The 22,897-nt window shown below is 71.8% G+C and carries 19 protein-coding genes and 1 pseudogene; 11 read left to right on the forward strand and 9 right to left on the reverse strand.

Features of this window, described 5'->3' with window-relative positions; all coding sequences use genetic code 11:
- Positions 1–24: 24 nt before the first annotated feature.
- The 5 genes from ACWGPF_RS09765 (at position 25) to ACWGPF_RS09785 (ending at position 7,720) form a co-directional block, all read left to right on the forward strand.
- A complete protein-coding gene (locus tag ACWGPF_RS09765; protein ID WP_452332645.1) occupies positions 25–345 on the forward strand; it encodes a nucleotide pyrophosphohydrolase in 321 nt (106 codons plus the stop codon).
- Positions 332–2,080, forward strand: coding sequence for a DNA/RNA helicase domain-containing protein (locus tag ACWGPF_RS09770; RefSeq protein ID WP_452332646.1), 1,749 nt, complete (start codon positions 332–334; stop codon positions 2,078–2,080). The genes ACWGPF_RS09765 and ACWGPF_RS09770 overlap by 14 nt, the downstream gene beginning before the upstream one ends.
- Positions 2,081–2,349: 269 nt before the next feature.
- The gene (locus tag ACWGPF_RS09775) at positions 2,350–5,742 is read left to right on the forward strand and encodes an SdrD B-like domain-containing protein (RefSeq protein ID WP_452332647.1); all 3,393 of its coding nucleotides are present in this window, start codon (positions 2,350–2,352) and stop codon (positions 5,740–5,742) included.
- Between the two features lie 163 nt (positions 5,743–5,905).
- Positions 5,906–6,376 (forward strand): hypothetical protein, encoded by a 471-nt coding sequence (locus ACWGPF_RS09780; RefSeq protein ID WP_452332648.1) that lies wholly within the window; start codon positions 5,906–5,908, stop codon positions 6,374–6,376.
- A gap of 42 nt (positions 6,377–6,418) precedes the next feature.
- The gene (locus ACWGPF_RS09785; RefSeq protein ID WP_452332649.1) at positions 6,419–7,720 is read left to right on the forward strand and encodes a hypothetical protein; all 1,302 of its coding nucleotides are present in this window, start codon (positions 6,419–6,421) and stop codon (positions 7,718–7,720) included.
- A gap of 89 nt (positions 7,721–7,809) precedes the next feature.
- Here the strand turns inward: ACWGPF_RS09785 and ACWGPF_RS09790 are convergent, their stop codons facing one another.
- From ACWGPF_RS09790 to ACWGPF_RS09805, 4 genes are all read right to left on the reverse strand, one after another.
- A complete protein-coding gene (locus tag ACWGPF_RS09790; protein ID WP_452332650.1) occupies positions 7,810–9,255 on the reverse strand; it encodes an FAD-dependent monooxygenase in 1,446 nt (481 codons plus the stop codon).
- 70 nt (positions 9,256–9,325) lie between these two features.
- A complete protein-coding gene (locus ACWGPF_RS09795; protein WP_452332651.1) occupies positions 9,326–9,718 on the reverse strand; it encodes a type II toxin-antitoxin system VapC family toxin in 393 nt (130 codons plus the stop codon).
- Positions 9,715–9,978, reverse strand: a complete 264-nt coding sequence (locus tag ACWGPF_RS09800) for a hypothetical protein (RefSeq protein ID WP_452332652.1) — start codon at positions 9,976–9,978, stop codon at positions 9,715–9,717. The genes ACWGPF_RS09795 and ACWGPF_RS09800 overlap by 4 nt, the downstream gene beginning before the upstream one ends.
- A gap of 37 nt (positions 9,979–10,015) precedes the next feature.
- Positions 10,016–11,353, reverse strand: coding sequence for an APC family permease (locus ACWGPF_RS09805; RefSeq protein WP_452332653.1), 1,338 nt, complete (start codon positions 11,351–11,353; stop codon positions 10,016–10,018).
- Between the two features lie 228 nt (positions 11,354–11,581).
- Between ACWGPF_RS09805 and ACWGPF_RS09810 the strand changes: the two genes are divergently transcribed.
- Positions 11,582–13,405: a phosphatase PAP2 family protein gene (locus ACWGPF_RS09810; protein ID WP_452332654.1), complete on the forward strand. Its 1,824-nt coding sequence runs from the start codon at positions 11,582–11,584 to the stop codon at positions 13,403–13,405.
- 197 nt (positions 13,406–13,602) lie between these two features.
- On the opposite strand, the gene ACWGPF_RS09815 is transcribed toward ACWGPF_RS09810, so the two are convergent.
- Together ACWGPF_RS09815 and ACWGPF_RS09820 are read right to left on the reverse strand one after the other, a co-directional pair.
- Positions 13,603–14,334 (reverse strand): lysoplasmalogenase family protein, encoded by a 732-nt coding sequence (locus ACWGPF_RS09815; RefSeq protein WP_452332655.1) that lies wholly within the window; start codon positions 14,332–14,334, stop codon positions 13,603–13,605.
- A gap of 26 nt (positions 14,335–14,360) precedes the next feature.
- On the reverse strand, positions 14,361–15,722 hold the full coding sequence (locus ACWGPF_RS09820; RefSeq protein WP_452332656.1) for a plasmid pRiA4b ORF-3 family protein: 1,362 nt from the start codon (positions 15,720–15,722) through the stop codon (positions 14,361–14,363).
- A gap of 63 nt (positions 15,723–15,785) precedes the next feature.
- On the opposite strand from ACWGPF_RS09820, the gene ACWGPF_RS09825 reads away from it, so the two are divergent.
- Positions 15,786–16,325 carry an RBBP9/YdeN family alpha/beta hydrolase gene (locus ACWGPF_RS09825; protein ID WP_452332657.1) on the forward strand — a complete coding sequence of 180 codons (540 nt, stop codon included), beginning with the start codon at positions 15,786–15,788 and terminating at the stop codon, positions 16,323–16,325.
- A gap of 16 nt (positions 16,326–16,341) precedes the next feature.
- On the opposite strand, the gene ACWGPF_RS09830 is transcribed toward ACWGPF_RS09825, so the two are convergent.
- Complete coding sequence (locus tag ACWGPF_RS09830) at positions 16,342–16,851, reverse strand: ATP-dependent endonuclease (protein WP_452332658.1); 510 nt, start codon at positions 16,849–16,851, stop codon at positions 16,342–16,344.
- Positions 16,852–16,989: 138 nt separating this feature from the next.
- Here ACWGPF_RS09830 and ACWGPF_RS09835 point away from each other — a divergent pair, with 138 nt between their 5' ends.
- The 4 genes from ACWGPF_RS09835 to ACWGPF_RS09850 all read left to right on the forward strand — a co-directional run bounded on the left by ACWGPF_RS09835 (position 16,990) and on the right by ACWGPF_RS09850 (position 21,080).
- Positions 16,990–17,694 carry a GNAT family N-acetyltransferase gene (locus ACWGPF_RS09835; protein ID WP_452332659.1) on the forward strand — a complete coding sequence of 235 codons (705 nt, stop codon included), beginning with the start codon at positions 16,990–16,992 and terminating at the stop codon, positions 17,692–17,694.
- A gap of 49 nt (positions 17,695–17,743) precedes the next feature.
- Complete coding sequence (locus tag ACWGPF_RS09840; protein ID WP_452332660.1) at positions 17,744–19,048, forward strand: GAF domain-containing protein; 1,305 nt, start codon at positions 17,744–17,746, stop codon at positions 19,046–19,048.
- Between the two features lie 95 nt (positions 19,049–19,143).
- Entirely contained in the window at positions 19,144–20,691 is a 1,548-nt protein-coding gene (gene exaC / locus ACWGPF_RS09845; protein ID WP_452332661.1) for an acetaldehyde dehydrogenase ExaC, read from the forward strand.
- Positions 20,691–21,080, forward strand: coding sequence for a DUF779 domain-containing protein (locus tag ACWGPF_RS09850; protein WP_452332673.1), 390 nt, complete (start codon positions 20,691–20,693; stop codon positions 21,078–21,080). The genes exaC and ACWGPF_RS09850 overlap by 1 nt, the downstream gene beginning before the upstream one ends.
- Positions 21,081–21,140: 60 nt before the next feature.
- Here the strand turns inward: ACWGPF_RS09850 and ACWGPF_RS09855 are convergent.
- Positions 21,141–21,545: pseudogene (locus ACWGPF_RS09855) on the reverse strand (Hsp20/alpha crystallin family protein); the annotation flags it as partial.
- Between the two features lie 218 nt (positions 21,546–21,763).
- Entirely contained in the window at positions 21,764–22,882 is a 1,119-nt protein-coding gene (locus ACWGPF_RS09860; protein ID WP_452332662.1) for a hypothetical protein, read from the reverse strand.
- Between the last annotated feature and the right edge of the window lie 15 nt (positions 22,883–22,897).

Genomic DNA, 22,897 nt, shown 5'->3' on the forward strand with positions numbered 1-22,897 from the left:
ACGCCCGCCTGCTACGTTCGCCCCATGCCCACCGCCGCCACCCTCGAGGCTCTGCGCGCCTTCGTGCGCGAGCGCGATTGGGCGCAGTTCCACACCCCCGAGAACCTCGCGAAGAGCATCTCGATCGAGGCGGCCGAGCTGCTCGAGTGCTTCCAGTGGGATGCCGACGGCGACCCCGCAAGCGTCCGCGACGAGCTCGCCGACGTCCTGACCTACTGCCTCCTCCTCGCCGACCGTCTCGGGCTGGATGCCGATGCGATCGTGCTCGACAAGCTCGCGAAGACGCGGGAGAAGTACCCCGTCGACCGGGCGAAGGGGCGGAGCGCGAAGTATGACGCCCTCTAGGATCGAGCGCCTGCCGTTCGAGCAGCGCGAGATCCGCGAGTGGTCGCGCCGCGACAGTGCGCACACCGACTGGCCCGTCGTCTACGTGCTCGACGGTGACCGCCGTCAGGCGAAGCCGGCGGTCTACGTCGGCGAGACGCTCAACGCCGCCGCCCGCATGCGCCAGCACCTCGCGAACGCGACGAAGCGCGCGGCCGGGCTCGAGACCATCCGGGTCGTCGTGGACGACCGCTTCAACAAGTCGGTGTGCCTCGACCTCGAAGCGCACCTCATCCGCTGGCTCGCGGGAGACGGCCGATTCACCGTGCTCAACGGCAACGAGGGCATCACCGACGCGTCGTACTACGACCGCGACGTGTACCGCGAGTCCTTCCGTGACGTCTTCGAGCAGCTGCGCGCCGACGGCGTCTTCGAGCGGACCATCCCGCAGATCGAGAACCGCGACCTGTTCAAGCTGTCGCCGTTCAAGGCGCTCACGAACGATCAGGCGGCCGCGGTCGACGACATCCTCGAGGGGCTCTTCGCCGACCTCGCGACCGGCGCCGAGTCGACGGCGATCGTGCAGGGCCACCCCGGAACCGGCAAGACGATCGTCGCGATCTTCCTCATGAAGCTGCTCGCCGACATCCGGGACCACGACGAGAACGACGAGGTGCAGCCCGACTCGATCTTCGCCGACCTCTTTGTCCCCGAGCATCGCGCGCTCCTGCAGGGCTTCCGGATGGCCCTGGTCGTGCCGCAGCAATCGCTGCGGCTGTCGATCCGGCGCGTCTTCCAGAAGACGCCGAAGCTGCACCCGTCGATGGTCGTCTCACCGTGGGATGTCGGCAAGTCCGAGGAACCCTACGACCTGCTCGTCGTCGACGAGACCCACCGGCTCACCCAGCGTGCCAATCAGTCGTCGGGCGTGCTCAACCGCGACTTCGCCCGCATCAATGAGCGGCTGTTCGGCGCCGACGACCTGTCGAAGACCCAGCTCGACTGGATCACCGCACGCTCTGCTCACCGCGTGCTCCTCGTAGACGGCGAGCAGAGCGTGCGCCCCGCCGACCTGCCCGCGACGACGCTCGCGACGGAGGTACGCGCCGCCGCCGCACTCGGCCGCCGGTACCCCCTCCTCACTCAGATGCGCGTGCGGGCCGGAGCGGACTACGTCGACGCGATCCGCCGGATGCTGCGGGGGGAGGATGGCGCGCGCCTGACAGCGGACGCGGTCGGGGAGTACGAACTCCGGTTCTTCGACGACCTCGGTGAGATGCGCGAGGCCATCCGGCGTCGCGACGCCGAGCACGGGCTGGCCCGCCTCGTCGCGGGATACGCCTGGGACTGGCGCAGCCGCCGCGATCCTGCCGCGCACGACATCGAGCTCGACGGCGTGGCGCTCCGGTGGAACAGCACCGACAAGGACTGGATCAACGCGCCCGGCTCCCTCGACGAGGTCGGCTCCATCCACACGGTGCAGGGCTACGACCTCAACTACGCCGGCGTGATCATCGGGCCCGACCTCCGTCTCGACCCGGCGAGCGGGCGGCTGCGCGTCGACCGCGACGCGTATCGCGACAAGAAGGGCAAGGAGAACAACCCCGCCCTCGGCATCGTCTACAGCGACGACGACCTGTTGCAGTACATCCGCAACATCTACGGCGTGCTCCTCACCCGCGGCATCCGCGGGACCTTCGTCTACGTCTGCGATCCCGCCCTGCGGGAGTGGATGCGGGAGCGGCTGACACCGTGAGACCGGCGCCTTTCGCCGTGGCGGAGCCCGCGGGTGAGGCCGCCGCGCACCAGTGCGGGTGAGAGAGCGGACCATATCGACGATATTCCCCTTCCGCCCCTGTCCCGTGCAGGCGCGGACCTCCTTGTTATGGCGCTATATCGGGAGCGGTGAGCGTCCTCGTGCGATGTCGGAGGCCAGCATCCAGACGCCGATTGCGCCCCCACCTCCCTAGCTTCGCGATGGGTACGCCCGCGCGTCAGTGCGGACGGAGAAGAAGAGGGGTGCACATGGCTGTCTTTCGCAACAGGTCATCGCAGCGGATGAAGCGGCTCGTCTGCGCGCTGTCTGCGGGCGCGCTCGCCGCGGGCGGGCTGACGGCGACGCTCGCCGTCGCGCCGGCGGTCGCCGCGGCCGGCGACGGCGCTCTCACCGTCGAGGTCAACCGCGACTTCTCCGGAGACGGCGTCTACGACGCCGGAGAGGACCCCGGTCAGGCCGGGGTGTCGGTCACGGTGACCGACGGCTCCACGACGGAGACGGCCACGACCGACTCCGCGGGCCGCGCCGTGTTCGATCTCAGCGGGTTCGCCGAGTCGCGCTTCCGCGTCGACGTCGAGGTGCTCGATCCCGCTCTCGACCACCTCCAACTGGCGCCGGCCGCCACGACCGGGACGCCGAACGCGTTCCGGAGCGGCACGACCTTCGTCGACGGCTCGACCCAGACCATCCACGTCGGCGTCTGGAACCCCGACACCTACGCCCCCGAGAACCCCCTCGTCGCGGTCGCCCAGCAGGTCGATCGTGCCGCCGCGGGCACCACGCGCTCGATCATGGTCACGGAGTGGGACAACCGCGGGCCCTACGACATGAGCACCGCCAACAACACGACGGGGATCGACCAGATCGCCACGCAGGCGGAGACGGGGTCGGTCTTCAGCCTCGCGTGGGACTACCGGCGCGACGCCCTCTTCAGCGGCGCCTACGCCAAGGCGCACACGCTCTACGGCCCGGGTGGAAGCGGCGGCATCTACCGCACGAACACCGCGGCCGGCGGGACGTCGGGGAACACGGAGCTGTGGGCGACCGTCCCCGATGCCGGTGACTCCGTACACCAGACCGTGACGGGCCGGGACGACGCGTTCTTCCTCGCCAACGGCACCGAGGGCATCGGCGGTCTCGCGCTCTCCGAAGACGGCGCGACCCTCTACGCCGTGAACCTCAATGACAAGCGCGTCTACTCGTACGACGCGGCCGCGTCCGCCCCGGCGACGCCGCTCGGCTCGGTGGAGATCGGCGACCCCGGGTGCGTCGGCGGCGACTGGCGCCCCTTCGCCCTTACCTTCCGCGACGGCGACCTCTACGCCGGCGGCATCTGCGACGCCTCCGTGAGCCTCGAGCGCGCGGATCTCGCCGTGCACATCCTCAAGCTGGAGGGCTCGTCCTTCGAGACGGTCTACTCGCACGGCCTCGACTTCGCGCGCGGCAGCCAGGAGTACGCCGACCCCGCCGGGAACCTCACCGACCCCGATGTCTCGACGCACTGGAACCCGTGGCGCGACACGTACGACGCCGACATCGCCGCGGCGTTCAACTCCATCCCGCTGTACCCGATGCCGCTCCTCACGACGTTCGCGTTCGAGAACGACGGGTCGATCGTCCTCGGGTTCCGCGACCGCAAGCCCGACGCGATCGTGCGCAACGGCTTCGGCCCGGACGGGACGTCTCCGACCATCGGGCACGTCGCGGGCGGCGACCTGAATAAGGTGTGCCTGACCGACGGCGTCTTCGAATGGGAGGGCACCGGATCGTGCGCCGACAACCACACCTCCGCCAACTCCGGCGGTGAGCCCGAGGACCGGGTGGAGTTCTTCCCGGGCGAGTTCATGCTCGGCTCGACCCGCTACGGCCCCACGACGGTCAAGCACACGGAGAACGCCCTCGGCGCCGTGCTGATCAGCCCGCGTGAGGCGGATGTCCTCGGGACGACGATGAACCCCACCCAGCTCTACAACACGAACGGTCTGGGCTGGTACGACCGCACCTCCGGCGAGGGACCCGGCAACGACTGGGAGGACCGCGCCCTGCTGGTCGCGGGCAACACCGCCGTGAACTTCGGCAAGGGCAACGGCCTCGGGAGCGTCAGCCTGCTCGCGGCGCAGGCCCCCATCCAGATCGGCAACTACGTCTGGTTCGATGCCGATCACGATGGCGAGCAGGATCCCGCCGAGAACGAGCCCCCCGTGCCCGGAGCGATCGTCCGTCTCATCGGCGCGGATGGCACGACGGTGCTGGCCGAGACGGTCACGGATGAGAACGGCGAGTACTACTTCGGCGGCGAGGGGGGATATCCGCTCGAACCGGGAGTCGAGTACATCATCGAGTTCGACCTCACCGACGTGGACCCCTCGCTCCTGCCGGGCTCACCGTCGGCGGACCAGCTCGAGTTCACGCTCGCGCAGGATGGCGGAGCGGGAGACGTGCACGACTCCAACCCGTCGCCCACCGACAACCCGCTGATCGGCCGCACCACCGTGATCGCGCCGCAGCCCGGAGGCGTCGACCACACGATCGACGCCGGCATCTGGGCGGATGTCCCGAACCCGGCGATCGACATCGTCAAGTTCGACGGGCGCGCATCGGCACCTGAGGAGCCCGTCGACGGCCCCGATGCCGTCGACGGCGAGTACGGCGGACCGACGCCCGGCCAGTGGCCGGCCGACGTCGACGCCGACACGGAGGATGAGGCCGTCGAGTACGAGCTCGATGGCGAGACCACCGGCCCGCAGCCGGTCGGATTCATCGTCACGAACACAGGCGACGTCGCGCTCACCGACGTGACCGTCGCTGACCTCACGGTCGAGGGGCCCGCGCTGACCGATGTCACGTGCGACTTCTCGCCGCTCGGCGGTCCGGGATCGGGCCTGACCTGGGCCGGCCCGTTCGCGCCCGGCGACTCGTTCGCGTGCACAGGTCAGGTCGAGCTCGCACCCGAGGAGATCCACCACGACATCGCCTCGGTCACCGGTCAGCCCGTCGACTCCGAGGGAGAGCCCATCGGCGAGCAGATCGGTGACGAGGACCCCTACTGGGCGGTAGCACCCGAGATCGTGGTGACGCCGACGCCGACGCCGACGCCGACGCCGACCGTGGAGCCGACGGAGACGCCGACGCCGACGCCGACCGTGGAGCCGACGGAGACGCCGGAGCCGACGCCGACGCCGACCGTGGAGCCGACGGAGACGCCGACGCCGGAGCCGACGCCGACGCCGACCGTGGAGCCGACGGAGACTCCCACGCCGGAGCCGACCGTGGAGCCGACGCCGACCGTGGAGCCGACCCCGACGGCCGAGCCCACTCCGACTCCGGAGCCGACGCCGACGGTTCAGCCCACGCCGGAGCCGACGGTTCCGACGACGCCGACCCCGACGGAGACCCCGGCCCCCGAGCCCACGGCGAGCCCGGAGCCCACGCCGACCGACACGGCGCAGCCGCAGCCGACGGACTCGGCCGAGCCCATCCCATCCGCGCCGGCGCAGCCGACGCCGGGACCGACGGCGCCGACTCCGCAGGGGCTCTCGCCGACGGGTGGCGACCTCGCGCTCCCGCTCGGGGCGCTGGCCGCGATGCTGGTGCTCGCGGGAGCCGCGGTGTTCTTCGTCCGACGCCGCGCGCAGAGCTGACGCCGACACGATGACGACGACCCCGCCGGATGGCAGTCCGGCGGGGTCGTCGTCTGCGTTGCGCCGCCCGTCATCTCAACGTTCTGGTAACGACCGTGATGTACCGTGACATGAGCGCACGGCGGTTCGCGTGCGCGCGTGATCCCGGTGAAGGAGACCAGCAGTGGCAGAGGCAGCGCCCGCCCGCAAGGTGCAGTTCACCGTGCCGCCCGCCGATGTCACGGTGAACGAGTGGCTCGACTTCCAGTACTCGCCCTCGGAGTCGCTCCGCCGGCTCATCCGCGAGGCCGTCGCCCGCGAAGGCTTCGTCGACGTCGCGAACCGTCCCGTCCGCCCGCCCCGGAACCCCGTCTACGTCGCGCAGGACTTCCCGCCGGACAACGCGCTCACCGCCCCGCCCGTCTACGACGACGAGCCGGAACCCGAGCGTGAGCGTGAGCCGGAGCCGGAGCCCACGGCGACGCGCCGTTCGTCGACGCGGTCCGCTCAGACGAAGCCCGCAGCATCCCCGTCGAAGTCCTCGTCCTCGAAGCCGTCGTCTCCGAAGGCGACGCCGGCGAAGCCGAAGGCCGCAGCGCCATCCGCCGACGCGACATCGGCGTCGGCGACGATCGACGACATCCTCGGTCTCTGACCATCCTGGAAACCCCCCTCGACACGAAACGAAAGGCTCCCTATGAGCTCGGACACCATCCACCTCACCGGCGGCATCGATGTCGGCAACGGCTACGTCAAGGGCATGATCCTCAACACCGACACGGATGTGCGGGACCGGATCGACCTGCCCAGCGCGATCGTCGCCACGCCGCGCCAGTCGCCCAAGGTGCCGATCGAGGACGACGAGGCCGTCCAGGTGATGGACGACGCCGAGCAGGACTTCTACAACCGCCTCGACGCCTCCCTGTCGTCGCCGCTCGTGTCCGACAGCGACCGTCGCATCTTCGGCCGCTCGGCGCTCAGCGTGCGCGGATCGGTGTTCAGCGAGTTCGAGGTGCACGACGGCCACGCGAGCAAGGCCGACCAGCAGCTCAGCAAGATCCTCGTACTCGGCGTCTTCGCCGCCAAGGCGCTCCGCGACTACGTGCGCGAGCACGGCTCCCTCCCCGACCACGAGCTGCGCGTGGAGGTCCGCGCCGGCCTCGCCCTCCCGATCAGCGAGTTCGTCGGCCGCCGCTACGGCTACGCGAGCGAGTACATCGGCTCGCAGGGCTCGGCCGTGCACCTCGTCACGATCAAGAACTTCAACACCCCCGTCAGCGTGCGCCTCGAGTTCGTCGACGTGCAGGTCGTCGCCGAGGGTGCATCCGCGCAGTACGCGATCACCGAGAAGGGCGAGCCGCTCGCGAACGCGCTGCTCACCGACCTCCGATCGCGCGAGCAGGGCATCCTCCCCGACATCACGGGCGCCGACCTCGTCGCGGCCCAGAACACCGTCGGCGTGGACGTGGGCGAGGGCACCGTCAACTTCCCCGTCTTCACGGCCGGTCGGTTCAACGCCGAGGCCGCCTCGACGCTCGACATGGGCTACGGCACCATCCTCGAGAACGCCCTCGACCGCCAGGACGAGGCCGACCTGCGCTTCACGAGCCGCAAGCAGCTCGCCGACTTCCTGCAGACGAAGCCGACGGCGCTTCAGCGCGGTCGTCACCAGCGCGCGCACCGCCTCGTCGAGCCCGACGTCAAGCACCTCGTCGAGCAGATCCGCCGCGCGTTCGACGAGACGCTCAGCCAGTCGGGCGAGTCGACCGAGGTCGTCTACGTCTACGGCGGCGGCTCCGGCCCGATCAAGGACGAGCTCTACCCCGAGCTCATCAAGACTGCGGGCGACGTGCCCGTGCTCTACCTCGACGCCCGCTACTCGCGGCACCTCAACCGCGAGGGGCTCTTCCTCGCGGCCCGCGCGGCGGAGGAAGCCGCGAAGAACGCGGAGAGCGACGACACGTCGAGCCGCAAGTCGCGCAAGCGCGCGAGCGTCTGACACCCGCGTCGCTGATCGACCGTCGGCCCCCGGATCATCGATCCGGGGGCCGACGGCGTCGGGGGCGGCGTGTCGTCGCGCTCGCTCGCTCAACGGCCGGAGGGGGACGGCTCGCGGCTGAGCCACCTCCCGAGCACGTCATCCGCCTCGTCCGGGTCCCCGCCCGCCCACGCCACGTGGCCATCCGGCCGCAGCAGGACGGCGGGCGCGTCGATCCTGACGGATGGATCGGCGACGAGGTCGACGTCGGGCCATCCGGCTGTCGTGAGCCCCGCCGAGCGATCGAGCAGCAGCCAGCGGCCCGCGTGCATCCGCTCGTAGAGCCGGCCGCGCGACAGCGGGAGGTCGCGCAGGCGGCGCCCGACGAGCGGATCGTCGGATCCGAGGTCGTAGCGGATGCCGATCGAGGTCACGCGCTCGGCGAGCAGCCGGCTGACGTCGTCGAACGCCATCAGCTCGGCGAACAGCCGCCGCACCGCCTGAGGCCCCGGCTCGGGTGAGATGAGCACGCTCTGCGCGCGCGTGAGCGTCAGCACGTCCTCCGCGACCGGTCGCCGCTCGGCTCCGTAGGTGTCGAGGAGGCCGTCCGACGCGACGCCGCGGACGACCGCTGCGAGCTTCCAGCCGAGGTTGAACGCGTCCTGCATCCCGAGGTTCAGCCCCTGCCCGCCGAGGGGCGGATGGATGTGCGCGGCGTCTCCCGCGAGCAGCGCGCGCCCGACGCGGTAGCGCTCCACGAGCCGCGTCGCATCGGTGAACCGCGTGAGCGAGATCGGCGAGTGCGCGCCGAAGTCGGTTCCCGCGACCTCGCGGAGCCGCGCGCGGAACTCGTCGAACGACGGCGCGATCGAGCGGTCCTCGGCGACGGATGCCGCGGGCACGACCGCGCGGACGTGCCCGTCGGGCGTCGGCCCGATGCCGAACCCGCGCTGCGTCGTCCGCACCTTCTCCGAGATGCGGGCGACCTCGTCGGCCGGCGTCGTCACGTGGAGCTCGCCGAGCAGCCACTCCGTCGTCGCGGCGTCGCCCGGGAAGCCCACGTCCAGCGCGCGCCGCACGAAGCTGCGGCCGCCGTCGCAGCCGACGAGCCAGCCCGCATCGAGACGCGAGCCGTCGGACAGCGCGACGGCGACGCCATCCGCCCCCTGCTCGATGGCGACCGCCTCGACGCCGCGGCGGACGTCGGCACCGAGCTCGGCGGCGCGCTCCGCGAGCAGGCGGTCGGTGACGGGCTGCGGGATGCCGAGGATGAACCCGTGCGCCGTGTCGAGATCGATCGGCGAGCCCGGGATGCCGGCGAACGCCCCCGTGCCCGGATACCTCGTGCCCTGGGCGAGGAAGCGCTCGAGCAGGCCCCGCTGATCGAGGATCTCGCTGCTGCGCGCATGGAGGCCGAGCGATCGCACGAGACGGGTCGGCTCGGCATCGCGCTCGAGCACGACGACCCGCACGTCGTGGAGCCGCAGCTCGGCCGCCAGCATCATCCCGGTCGGCCCGCCGCCGACGATGATCACATCGAAGAGAGTCCCTGTCACGGCGGCCATTCTGCTCCCGGTCGGGGGCCTTGCCGCAAGCCCCGGGGCGGGCGCTAGCCTGGAGAGGGGGTCAGCCGCTGTGTGCGCTGACGACCTCGACGGCATGGTCGGAGGCCGACGCCGCCAGGCGGGCGTCGAACGTCGCGAGACGTGCACCGGTGCGGATGGCCGCGTCGAGCACGAAGGCATCGGGAAGCTTCAGCCCCGAGGCGGCCCGCAGTGCGGCCACGCGCAGCGGCCCCTCCTCGTCCAGATCGATGCGCACCACCTCCATCGCGGCGAGCAGAGCGAGCATGCGCTCCGACTGCCCCGTGCGCGCGGGTCCGACGAGGCACTCGGCGATCGTCACGGCGTGCATGCCGAAATCGTCCGTCTCGGTCTCGAGGAGGTCGGCTGCGCGCTGGTGAGAGGCGTCTCCGAGCGAGGCGTAGGCGATCACGACGCTCGCGTCGAGGACGATCACTCGGGCCAGTCCTCGCGCAGCTCAGTGAGGTAGCCGGTCGGGAAGGCGTCGCCGAGCGCGCCGCGGTGTGCTGCCATCGCCGCAGATCGGCGCGTGCGTCGTCCGTCGCCCTGCGCCTCGAGCTCCGCCGCGCGTTCGACGGCGAGCCGTGCGAGGAGCTCGCTGCGGGATGCCTCCGGCCAGCGGGCGCGCGCCGTCTCGAGGGCGCGCGCGACGGGTTCGGTGACGGTCACCTGCACGCGGGGGAGAGCGGTTGGCATGCGCTGAGTGTACCTCCGACACGATTGCGTGCACCACCTACTCCCGTGCGGCCCCCTCCTTCTTCCGGCCGAACCGCGCGATGAAGAAGAGGACGGTGCCGATGACGACGTAGGCGGCTGTCCCGAGCCAGACGATGCCGGTCTGCTGGGTGAGCAGCACGATGCTCGCGATGATCGCGAGCACGGGCACGATGCGGGGCACCGAGAAATGGCGGTGCGCGACGCGGTCCTTCTTGAGCACGAGCACGCTGACGTTCGCGGAGAGGAAGACGAGGAGGAGCAGGAGCACCGTCGTGGAGGCGAGGGTGCCGATATCGCCGACCATCGTGAGCGCCATCGTCGCACCCGCGACGACGAGGATCGACACCCACGGCGTGCGGCGCTTCGGCAGCACGCGGCCGAAGGCGCGCGGCAGCAGGCCCGACTCGGCGAGACCGTAGCCGACGCGGCTCGCCATCACCATGAACAGGAGCGCGCCGTTCGCGATCGCGACGAGCGCGATGAGGCTGAACAGCCATCCGGGCACGGCGAGTCCGCTCGCGGTGACGACCTCGAGCAGCGGGCCCGTCGAGGTCGCGAGCTCGGCGGGCGGCACGACGACGACCGCGCCGAGCGCGATGAGCAGGTAGATCACCGCCGCGGTCGCGATCGCGCCGAACAGGGCGCGCGGATACGAGCGCGACGGGTCCTTCACCTCCTCGGCCATGTTCGCCGCCGCCTCGAACCCGAGGAACGAGAAGAACGCGACGATCGACGCGGCGAACGCGCCTTCGAGAGGAGGCACATCCGGCGCGAACTCGAAGATGCGCGAGGGATCGCCCTCGCCTCGCCCGAACACGATCGCGGCGAGCACGATGACGATGACGAGACCCGTCACCTCGATGACCGACGCGACGAGGTTGGCGCCCAGAGACTCCTTCACCCCGCGCAGGTTGATGAGGGTGAGGATGGCGATGAACGCGAGCGCCACCGGGATCGGGGGCACATCCCACAGGGCGGCGAGGTAGTCGCCGGCGAAGGCGTTCGCGAGCGCCGCCGCGGTCGTGATGCCCGACGCCATCATGAGGAAGCCGACGAGGAACGACAGATAAGGGATGCCGAACGCGCGATCCACGTAGCGGGCCGCGCCGCCCGCGTGCGGGTATTTCGTGATGAGCTCGGCGTAGGTGCCCGCCGTCAGCAGCGCGACGACGAGCGCGATGACGAGCGGGAGCCAGATCACCCCGCCGACGTCGGTCGCCATCGTGCCGACGAGCGTGTAGATGCCGGCGCCGAGGGTGTCGCCGACGATGAACGCGAAGAGGAGCGGCGTGCCGAGGACGCGCTTGAGGCCCGGCCCGGCGGCGGTCTGCGGCGCTGCGAGATCGTTCGTCATCGCCCCACTCCACCGGCGGATGGCGGATTCGGGAATCCCCTGGCGCCTGGGCGGGATGTGTGTCAGGGGCGGATGGCGATGGCCAGGGCCCGGGTACCGCCGGCTCGGTTCGCCGCCCGTTCGCCGCCCGTTCACCCGGCTCGGCCAGCCTGCTCGAGGCCCTGTGCGCGGTCCCAGCCGCGCCGACCGATCGAGCCCGGAACCCGCCGGGCCGGGAAGGAACCCCCCATGTCCTCCGTCCTCCGCCCCCGCGCGCTCGCGTGCGCCGCCCTCGTGCCGCTGCTGGCCATCCCCGCTGTCGCGACGCCGGCGGCGGCCGCAGGCAAGCCGGGCGACGACCTCGTCGACCGCTCGGCGATCGAGCCGCGCACGGCTGCCTACGGCACGTACGTCGACACGTACCGGCAGAACACGACCGACTACGCGACACCCGAGACGAACCCGGCGATCGGCGTGCTCTCCGAGATGCTCGACTACTTCACGCCAGGGCTCAGCTGGAACGACGGCACGATCCTCAACGCGCAGCTCCACGGCGCGAACATCGACACGGTCGTCTCGATCACGCAGAACCGCACCGCCGAAGAGGCCGACGCCGCCTACCTCGCCGATCGCCGCCACCAGAGCTACTCGATCATCGCGGGCCTCGGCGACGACGCCGAGACGTTCGCCGACCTCGCGAACGCGGGCACGACCATCCCCGACGAGGTGCCCGCCGATGCGACGACGGTCGCGTACAGCGACGGCGGCAACGAGAACGGCGCCTGGGCCGACACGACGTCGGAGCTCGGCAGCGTCGTGCAGCTCGTCAACACGGTGCGCGGCAACTGGGCGACGTCGAACCGGGCCAAGGAGTACTACCAGTACATGCGCCCGTTCCGCTGGAGCGACGACGTGTCGATCGTCCCCGCCCTTCTGCCCGTGAAGAAGCCCGATACCCAGGCCCTGTCGGACGGCGGGTTCCCGAGCGGGCACACGAATGCCGCGTTCCTCGCGGGCATCGGGATGGCCGCGGCCGTTCCCGAGCATTACGACGACCTCATCCTGCAGGCCGCCGACCTCGGCTACAGCCGCGTCGAGGCCGGGATGCACTCGCCGCTCGACGTCATCGGCGGGCGCATCCTCGCCACCGCGATCGCGGCTGCGACGCTCGCAGACGACGAGAACGCCGCCCTCGTCGCCCAGGCGACGGCCGACGCCGACGCGCTGCTCGGGGCCGAGCGCGACCTCGACGCCGACCGCGACGCGTACCAGGAACGCCTCGCCGAATACCTCGCGCAGACGACGTTCGGATTCGAGCCCGTGGGCGACACGACGCTCGCTCCCGTCGTGCCCGAGGGGGCCGAGGCGCTGATCGAGGGCCGCTATCCCTACCTCTCCGACGAGCAGCTGCGCTGGGTGCTCTACTCGACCGAGCTCGAATCGGGGCTGCCGGTCGTCGACGATGCCGAGGGCTGGGGCCGCCTCAATCTCTTCGCGGCAGCGAACGGCTTCGGCGCCTTCGACCGCCACGTCGAGGTCTCCCTCGACGCGTCGGCCGACGGCTATGGCGCGCAGGATGTGTGGCGCAACGACATCGACGGCAACGGGTCGCTGACCCTGAAGGGCACGGGCTCGCTCACCCTCGCGGGCGAGAACGCGTTCACGGGCGGCGTGCGTGTGAAGGGCGGCGAGCTCGTCGCGACGACGGCCTCGGCTCTCGGCACGGCCGATGTCGAGTTGCAGGGCGGAACGCTCAGCGAGCAGGTCGACGGCACGCTCGAGATCGGCGCCGAGCTGTCGCTCAAGAAGGGCGCGACGCTCGAGCTGACCGTCGACGACGCGTCGGCCCCGGCCGTGACGGTCGAGGAGAAGGCCAAGCTGCGCGGTGCGCTCGCGGTCGACGTGTCGGCGCTCGTCGAGATCCCGGCGCGGCTGCCGCTCATCGAGGCGGCCAGCTTCCCGGGTGCGCTGCCCGCGCTCGAGGTTGCGGGGCTCGAGCCCGGCCAGACGGCGTCGCTGCGCGTGGACGGCGACGTGCTCACGCTCGTCGTCTCGGAGCGCAGCGGGCGCTGACAGGCTCGGCGGCTGAGGCACCGCGTGCGCTCTCGGCCGTCGGGCGGTGCACCGGCGGGCGGGTGGCTGGCGGCTGGGGGCTTGTCGGATGGGTGGGGCGGGTGTGCGCGTGTCGTGCGCAGGCGGCGACACCTGCCCCGCTGGTCCGATTCGCGGCACGGACGGGCGCGCAACCCCCGCTCGCGCGCGGCCGAGCGTCAGCGGGTCGGAACGCGTCCGCCGGATTCCCCGCGCTCCGCCGCCTTCGACCCGGTGCGCTCCGCTCCGGTGCGCTCCGAACCTGCCCGCTCCGCCGCGGGACGCCGCCGGCGCACCATTCGGAGCGCCCCGGCGACGAGCAGACCCTGGCCGATCGCGTATGCCGCCATGACGACGGGGTCGCTCCACGGCGGCAGTGCGTCGGGCAGGAAGAACCGCACGGCGAGCACCGAGTCGGTGAGCAGGAAGAACGCGCCGCCCACCGCCGCGACGGCGCCGCCGCGGGCAGACAGCACGGCCGTGCCGGCGAGCACGAGGCCGTACGCGGCGACCGCCGTCAGCATGCCGGCCGTGTAGGGGCCGAGCACGACCATCATGCCGATCCACCACGCGAAGTAGACGAGGGTCCACAGCGGGATCCGCCTGCCGCGGGTCGAGAAGAGCACGATGTAAGCGACATGCGCGGCGCCGAAGAACCCGAGCATGAGCGGCAGCTCGGGTACCCGTGAGAACACGACCCCGGCACCGTCGCCGAGCCACGAGAACGCGATCGCGGCCAGCAGGACGACCGTGACGAGCGCATCTCGCCGTGCGACGACCACGGGCACCGCCAGCAGCGGCATGAGCAGCAGCTTGGTCGCGGGTGCGAGCTGGCTGTCCAGCGCGAGCGCCGCGACGTGCACGACCGAGACGACGGCATAGGGCGCGAACGCCCAGGCGACCCTCCCCATAGGACGACCCTACGACGCGGTGACCCCTACCGCAGCGCCTCCCGCGCGAACAGGCGCATGTCGTCGGTCGCGGGCGAGTCCATCCGCACGCGCCATCCGAACAGGATGCCGAGCACGTCCTCCGTCTGCCCCGCGACGCTCGTGATGTCGGCCGGGCTGAAATCGCCGTCGGGGTGCCGCCATCCCACCATCTCGAGCCCGAACGCGATCGACCGCCACCGCTGCGCGGGCGGCGTGCCGTCGGCGAACGCGAGCAGCAGCAGCACGGCGGCGTCGACCTCGGCATCCTGCAGCCTGCGGTAGAGCCCTCGTGCCACGAGCCGCAGCACCCGGCGCGGATCGCCGACGGCCTTCTTCGCCTCCGCGCCCAGCCGCAGCCGCCCCTTCTGCGCCCTGACGATGCCCATCCGCGTCGCCGTCTGCCGGAGGTTCGCCATCGGCGGCGTGAGATCCTCGCGGTTGCCCTTCCCGATCCAGCCCTCCAGCCAGCCGAGCTCGGTCATCCCGTCGAGCACCATCTGCGGCGGCAGCCAACCCGCCGACGTCAGGTCGACGCCGTCGGTCCCGACCCGGTCGACGAGCCACGCGAACGGCCGCACGATGCGCGCCGCGGTCTCGGGTGACATCCCCGTCGGCGCGAGCACGCCCGTGCGGTGCAGGTGCTGTCGCAGCTCCATCCGCACGGGCGGCGGCAGCTCGCCCGCGTAGGCGACGAGCGGCGAGTCGAGCGCGACGTCGTCGGGCCCCCGCAGCGCGTCGACCGTCACGAGCCCCGACATGTCGGCGGGATGCGCCCCCGACCCGCCGGGGTTGAACAGCAGGTTCAGCTCCGACTGCACCCCGAGGGGATCGAACGCCGCGGGGTCCACGGGGCTCCACGGGCCCACGGTCTCTTCCACCCACTCGCGGATCGACGCGTGATCGGGATGGCCGGGGTCGGCGAGCGCGGCGCGGTTCGCGTCGTATCCGTGCGGACCGCCGCTGTCCTCCCACGGGGCGCGGTTCGCGCCGTCGCGCAGGAGCACGGGCGGATGGCCGGCGCCGGAGACCTCGCCCGGCACGATCTCGACACGGTGCTCCCACCCGTCCCCGAAGTCGTAGCGGTAGAGCAGCGGCGACTCCTCGATCGCCCCCGCGATCGTCCACGCGTCCTCATCCAGGACGTCGGGGTCGTCCTGCGTCGGACGCCCCCACCGCAGGGGCTCCCGGCCCGCACCCGTCTCCTCGCGCACCTCGTGCAGATGCGACTCGCGCCACCCCATGACGATCTGCAGGGCGCTGTGGAGATGCCCGACGCTCAACTGGCCGTCGATCTCGAACGTCCGCCACACCTCCGGCTCGACGTCGAGCAGGCTGACACGCAGGAGCAGACGCTCGTCGGGGTCCATGACCTCGATCGTACGGACCCCCGCCGACTCGGGCCGGAAACGCGGCACCGCTAGCGTGAGCCCATGCGCACCATCGTCGTCCCCGGGATCGGCGGCTCCGGCCCCGACCACTGGCAGAGCCACTGGGAGCGCTCGCGCCCCGACCTCGTCCGCTTCGCCCCGTCGTCGTGGGACGAGCCCGACCTCGACGACTGGCTGCTCGCGCTCGACCGCGCGTCGGACGGCAACGCCTCGCTCCTCATCGCCCACAGCCTCGGATGCCTCGCCGCCGTCGCGTGGGCACGGCGTCACCGCACGCTCGCGGCCGGGCTCCTCCTCGTCGCGCCGCCCGACCCGGAGGGCCCGGCGTTCCCCGACGCCGCCGCATCGTTCCGCGCCATCGATCTCGACGGCTCGCTGCAGACCCCCACGCTCGTCGTCGCGAGCACCGACGACCCGTACGCATCGCCCGCACGGTCGGCCTCGTTCGCCGCGGCGATCGGCGCCGGCTGGATCGACGTCGGCCCCCACGGGCACCTCAACGCGGAGAGCGGCCTCGGCGCATGGCCGCACGGTCGCGAGCTGCTGGAGGCGTTCGGCGCCGGGGCCCGGCTCCCGGGGTGACCTCAGCGCGCCGCCGTCAGCGCGCCGCCGCGAGGGCGTCGACGAGCGGGCGGGGGATCGCCCCCGGCGGCAGCGCCTCCACGAGGGCCCGCGCGTACCGCAGCTTGCGTCCGCCGATCGACCCCATGAAGCGGTGCAGCACCTCCTCCACGGGGCGTCGGCGGTGGAATGGCTGGCCGCGCAGAGCCCGCCATGCGGGCAGGTCGCCCTCCGCCGCGATCACGGCGAGCACGCCATCCGCGCCGAGCGCGCGGATGAGCTCGTCCTCCAGGTCGCGCTCGCACGCGGTCGCGGCGACCGGCGTCGTCGTCGCGCCCGCGAGTACCCGCGCGACGCGCGCCCGCTCGTCTCCGTCGAACAGCACGACGACCCCGTCGCCGGCGTGCGCCGCGAGGGCCTTCGCGAGGTTCGTGATGCCGTGCAGCACCCCGATGCGCGCGGGCGGCTCCTCGCCGAGGCGCACCGCCGCCGCATGCAGGGCGGCGCGGTCGCTCTCGCCCTCGACGAGGATGACCGTGCGCCGCATGCGGGCACGCTAGCAGGGCGGATGGTGCCCGTCACGGGACGGCACGTTCTGTCACGCGGCGACACGCGGCGCGGGAAGAACCGGCGCCCGCCTAGCGTTGCCTCCGAGGTCCCGCAGATCCCTCGACGGAAGGCGCCCATGACCACGGCCATCCCCGGCACCACGACCGACCCCGTCCTCGACAACCCCGCGTGGTCGTCGCTCACGGGAGCGCATGCGCGCTTCGCGATCGGGAACGACCTCGTCAAGCGGTACCCCGACGACGTCTCGCCCTTCACGGGCGTGCGCTCATGGGACGACCCCGACGTGTGGGACGCCCTCATCGAGGTGTTCGGCCACGGCGTCGAGGTGCCGATCTCGAACGCAGATCCCGAGCTGCCCGACGGATGGGTCGAGGTGCGCCGCGGCGCGGGCGTGCAGCTCGTCGAGACCGACCGCCTCGCGCCCGAGCCGTTCGACGAGGCCGTCGAGCTCGGCGCCGACGACGTCGAGGCGATGCTCGCGATCGTGTCGCGCAACCAGCCGGGGCCGTTCCTGCCGCGCACGCACGAGCTCGGCCGCTACGTCGGCGTCGTCCGCGACGGGCGCCTCGTCGCGATGGCCGGCGAGCGCCTGCACCCCGCAGGGTGGACCGAGATCAGCGCCGTCTCGACCGACGAGGCGTACCGCCGGCAGGGGCTCGCCTCGCGCCTCGTCCTCGATGTCGCCTTCCACATCCGTGAGCGCGGAGACCGCGCGCTCATGCACGCGTCAGCGGGCAACGTCAACGCCATCCGCGCCTACGAGAAGCTCGGGTTCCTCGTCCGCAAGGAGACGGCGTTCTTCGGGGTGCGCACACCCTGACCGCGGCCTAGGATGACAGCATCCGCTCCCTCGACGAGGAAGGAGCGCCATGTCGTCTCCGTGGCTCCGCAGCGAGAGCGCCCGGGCCTCGCGCCTGCTCGTCGAGCGCGCACACGACGAGCTCCTCGCGGGCAACGCCGCCGACCCGCGGCTCGCGCAGATCCGTCCGCTCGTGCGGGAGTCGTGGCGTCGCTCTGTCGGCAGCCGCGTGCGCGCGGAGGCGCTGCCCGCCCTCGATCTGCGCGGCGACGCGCTCGACGCCTACCGCCGCGGCCATCCGCTCGCGGGAGCCCTCGAGCTGATCCGCGGCCTGCTGCTGCCCGGCGGAGGCGACGACTCCGGCGTGCTCGTCGCGGTGGGGGATGCCGCCGGCCGTCTCATGTGGGTCGAGGGCGACAGGGCCCTCCGCTCGCGGGCGGGCGACATGGGCTTCGCGGAGGGGGCGAACTGGGCCGAGGACCGCGTCGGCACGGCGGCTCCCGGAACGGCCCTCGCCCTCGGGCGCTCGGTGCAGGTGCACGGCGCCGAGCACTTCAACCGGCTCGTCCAGCCGTGGTCGTGCACGGCGGCTCCCGTGCGCGATCCCGAGTCGGGACGGCTGCTGGGCGTCATCGACGTCACGGGAGGCGACGAGGCGGCCAGCCCGCAGGCGCAGCTGCTCGTCGACGCGACGGCGCGTGCCGTCGAGGGCGAGCTCCTCGTCGCACGGCTGCGCTCCCGCCAGGAGCCCGTGCACCGGAGCCGCAGGCCCGTGCCGCCGGCGACCCGCGCCATCCTCTCCGTGCTCGGCCGCGATCGCGCGCTGCTCGCGCTCGCGGGCGACGGCGGCGAGCGCGTCGTCGAGCTCGGCATGCGCCACGCCGAGATCGTCCTCATGCTCGCGACCCACCGTCAGGGGCTCGCCGCCGACCGCCTCGCCGAGCTCGTCTACGGCGACGCCGCGGCGGTCGGCACGCTCCGCCCGGAGATGGTGCGGTTGAGGCGCCTGCTCGAGAGGTCGGCGCCCGCGCTCGTCCCCGACTCCCGCCCGTACCGGATGGCCGCGGTCGAGACCGACGCGCAGCAGGTGCAGTCGCTCCTCGACCGGGGAGCGCATCGCGTCGCGCTCGCCGCCTACCGCGGCGACGCGCTGCCCGACTCGACGGCGCCGGGCGTCGCGGAGCTGCGCGAGACCATCCGCACGTCGCTGCGCGAGGCCCTGCTCGCCGAGGCCGGAGTGGACGTGCTGCTCGCCTACATCGACACGGACACGGGAGCCGACGACGTCGAGGCGCTCCGGCAGGTGCTGCGGATGCTCCCGCGCCGGTCGCCGCGTCGGGCCGGCGTCGTCGCGCGCCTCGACCGCCTCGCGTAGCGCGCAACCCGATGCAACCTGCCGCGACGTAGCGTGACGGCACACCGCGCGGGGCGTCCCGCCCCGCCGACGTCGCGCAGTCGAAGGAGACAGCAATGACCATCGTGGAAGAGGGCGTGTCGAGCGTCTACGCCGCACCGGGCCAGAAGGGGTCGGTCGCGACCTACCGCCCGCGATACGGGCACTACATCGGCGGCGAGTTCGTCGAGCCGGTGAAAGGCGGCTACTTCGAGGACATCACTCCCGTGACCGGCAAGCCCTTCACGGAGGTCGGCCGCGGCACCGCGGAGGACATCGACCGCGCCGTCGAGGCGGCCTGGAAGGCGTTCGCCTCCTGGCGGCACACGAGCCCCGCCGAACGCAGCGTCATCCTGAACCGCATCGCCGACCGCATCGAGCAGAACCTCGAGATGATCGCCGTCGCCGAGACGTGGGAGAACGGCAAGCCGGTGCGCGAGACGCTCGCGGCCGACATCCCCCTCGCCGTCGACCACTTCCGCTACTTCGCCGGCGTCCTGCGCGCGCAGGAGGGCGGCATCAGCCAGCTCGACGAGAACACCGTGGCGTACCACTTCCACGAGCCGCTCGGCGTCGTCGGCCAGATCATCCCGTGGAACTTCCCCATCCTCATGGCGGTGTGGAAGCTCGCCCCCGCGCTCGCGGCGGGCAACTGCGTCGTGCTGAAGCCGGCCGAGCAGACGCCGGCGTCGATCCTGCTGCTGTTCGACCTCATCGGCGACCTGCTCCCCGCCGGCGTCGTCAACATCGTGAACGGCTTCGGCATCGAGGCGGGGGCTCCGCTCGCCTCGCACCCGCGCATCCGCAAGGTCGCGTTCACGGGCGAGACGACGACGGGCCGCCTCATCATGCAGTACGCCTCGCAGAACCTCATCCCCGTCACGCTCGAGCTCGGAGGCAAGAGCCCGAACATCTTCTTCGAGGACGTCGCCGCCGCGCAGGACCCGTTCTACGAGAAGGCGAAGGAGGGCTTCGCGATGTTCGCCCTCAACCAGGGCGAGGTGTGCACGTGCCCGTCGCGTGCGCTCATCCAGCGGTCGATCTACGACTCCTTCCTGGCCGACGGCCTCGACCGGGTGGGCCGCATCCGGCAGGGCAACCCGCTCGACCCGGAGACGATGATCGGCGCGCAGGCGTCGAACGACCAGCTCGAGAAGATCCTGTCGTACATCCAGATCGGCAGGGACGAGGGCGCGACCGTGCTCACGGGCGGGGAGCGCGTGGACCTCGGCGGCGACCTGAGCGAGGGGTACTACGTCGCTCCGACCGTGTTCGAGGGCGACAACAGCATGCGCATCTTCCAGGAGGAGATCTTCGGCCCCGTCGTCTCCGTCACGTCGTTCGCGACGTACGACGACGCCATCGCCACGGCCAACGACACGCTGTACGGCCTCGGCGCCGGCGTGTGGAGCCGCAGCGCCGACCTCTGCTACCGGGCGGGCCGCGCCATCGAAGCCGGCCGGGTGTGGACGAACACCTATCACCAGTACCCGGCGCACGCCGCGTTCGGCGGCTACAAGCAGTCGGGCATCGGGCGCGAGAACCACCTGCGCATGCTCGACCACTACCAGCAGACGAAGAACCTCCTCGTCTCGTACGCCGAAGGACCCATGGGGTTCTTCTGATGTCGACGGAGCTCAGCAGGGTCGCGGTGACGGATGACGCCGCCGCGCTCCTGCGCACGCTCACGGCCCAGCACGGCCCGCTCATGTTCCACCAGTCGGGAGGGTGCTGCGACGGGTCGTCGCCCATGTGCTATCCCGTGGGGATGTTCCTCACGGGACCGGGCGACGTCCTGCTGGGTGCCGTCGACGCGGGGCTCGACGATGCGATCGAGGTCTACATGTCGGCCGCCCAGTTCGAGTACTGGAAGCACACGCACCTGACGATCGACGTCGTGCGGGGGCGCGGGGGAGGGTTCAGCGTCGAAGCGCCCACGGGCATGCGCTTCCTCATCCGCTCGCGCTTGCTCACCCGGGAGGAGGCGGTGCACTTCGGGCTCACGGCGCGGTGAGGCGGGGGCCGGCGCGGCGGCGGGCGCCGGCCCCCGCCGACGGCCGCGGGACGTCAGAGCCGGCGCATCGCTGCCGTGCGTCACGGCCACCTTGCGCGGCTTGGCCTTCTCGCTGATGGGGATGATCACACTGAGCACGCCGTTCTCGTAGCGGGCGGAGATCGCCTCGGTGTCGATCCCCTGACCGAGGTTGAGCTGCCGCAGGAACGAGCCGGACGCACGCTCGTGGGTGATCCAGGAGACGCCCTCGTCACCGCGGACGGTGCGCTCGGCGCGGATCGTGAGCACCTGGCCGTCCACGTCGATGTCGACGCTGCCGGGATCGATACCCGGCAGATCGGCATTCAGGACGTAGTGGTCGCCGTCGCGGTAGAGGTCCATCGGCATGAGCCGCGGGCCCTGACGGTCGAGCATCTGCTGGGCCACTCGGTCCAGCTCGCGGAACGGATCGAAGAACATCGCCATGATCGTCCTCCTTCTGTGTGGCGTTGTTCACCTACAGAACTTGAGTCTCATCGACTCAAGTAGAGATTAGCACTCGACAGGGGAGAGTGCCAAGAGATGCCGAGCCCTTGCCAGGCGGGCAGTGCTCCCCGTGGGATGCCCAGGGTCGCGCCGTTATCCTCGGGGGGTTCGGGAGGATGCGCCGCGGTGGACGGGGGATGGCCGCCGCGGCGCCCCGGTCAATCGCCCGTCAGGAGCGGCAGGAACCATCCGACGACGGCGAGGATGAGGAAGACCAGGCCGAGCCACGAGAAGCGGCGACGCAGGCGACGGCCCTCGCTCGCGACGCCGCGCGGAGGCGCCGTCGCGGCGGGCACCGAGAACGGCAGCGGCCCGGCGGCGGGCGAGCCGGGCGCCCAGCCGGCGGGGGATGCGGCCAGGCGGTCGTCGCGCCATCTGCCCCACTGGTCGAGCTTGCCGATGAGCGCGCCCACGACCGAGAACATCCACTGCCACGTCGCCGGATCGAGCGTCGACACCTGCCGCCGCGTGTACAGGAACATCCAGTCGTCGACGATCTCGACGTCGAGCCGGCCGACGTTGTCGAGGAAGCGCGCCATGACGTCGGGCGTGAAGAGGTACAGCGCGTCGGCCTCGTACCCCTCCGGGCAGTAGAGGGCGAAGTGCTCGTCGAAGTCGCCCTCGAGCGAGAGTCGCTGGTCGGTGCGGAACCCGACGGGCAGGTTCGACCCGAACACGGTGTTGTTGCCGAGCGCGTCGAGCACGATGTGCGGCAGCGGCGTGTCCAGGCGGATGGCTACGTACCCCCAGCGGTGGGTGCTCCTGTTCTTGCCGGAGCCCGTCGTGTACTGGTAGTTGCCGAACTCGACGAACCGTGGCGTCGTGCCCCGCACGATGTCGTCGGAGCGGCGGCTGCCGCCGATCCCGAAGACCATCCCGGGCAGCGGAGGATCGGCGTGGGTCGGGATGTAGGCCATCCCGTTCGCGCGGGCGAACCGGTCGAGCCGCCAGCGCCGCTCCTTCATGCGACGCGTCGACACGACGACGCCCGCGACGATGACGGCGGCGACTCCTCCGAAGAAGATCAGCGGGAGGAAGGCGACGAGCCCTGGTCCGCCGTCCCCCGCCGACAGGCCCGTCGCGATGGCCAGCAGCACGGCGCCGCCGCCGATGACGACGATCATGATGCCGATGACCACGGCGAAGGCGATCGCGATGACCATGGCGACGGTCGCGCCCGTCGAGCGCGGGTAGCGCGTGTCGACTTCCTGCGCGAACCGCTTCACCGCTGCGCGGTCGACGGGCTCGGTGAGGGCGCGGGCGTCGAACGGGGGCACGCCTCGACGCTACAA

It is taken from the genome of Microbacterium sp. NPDC055683, from assembly GCF_053617895.1.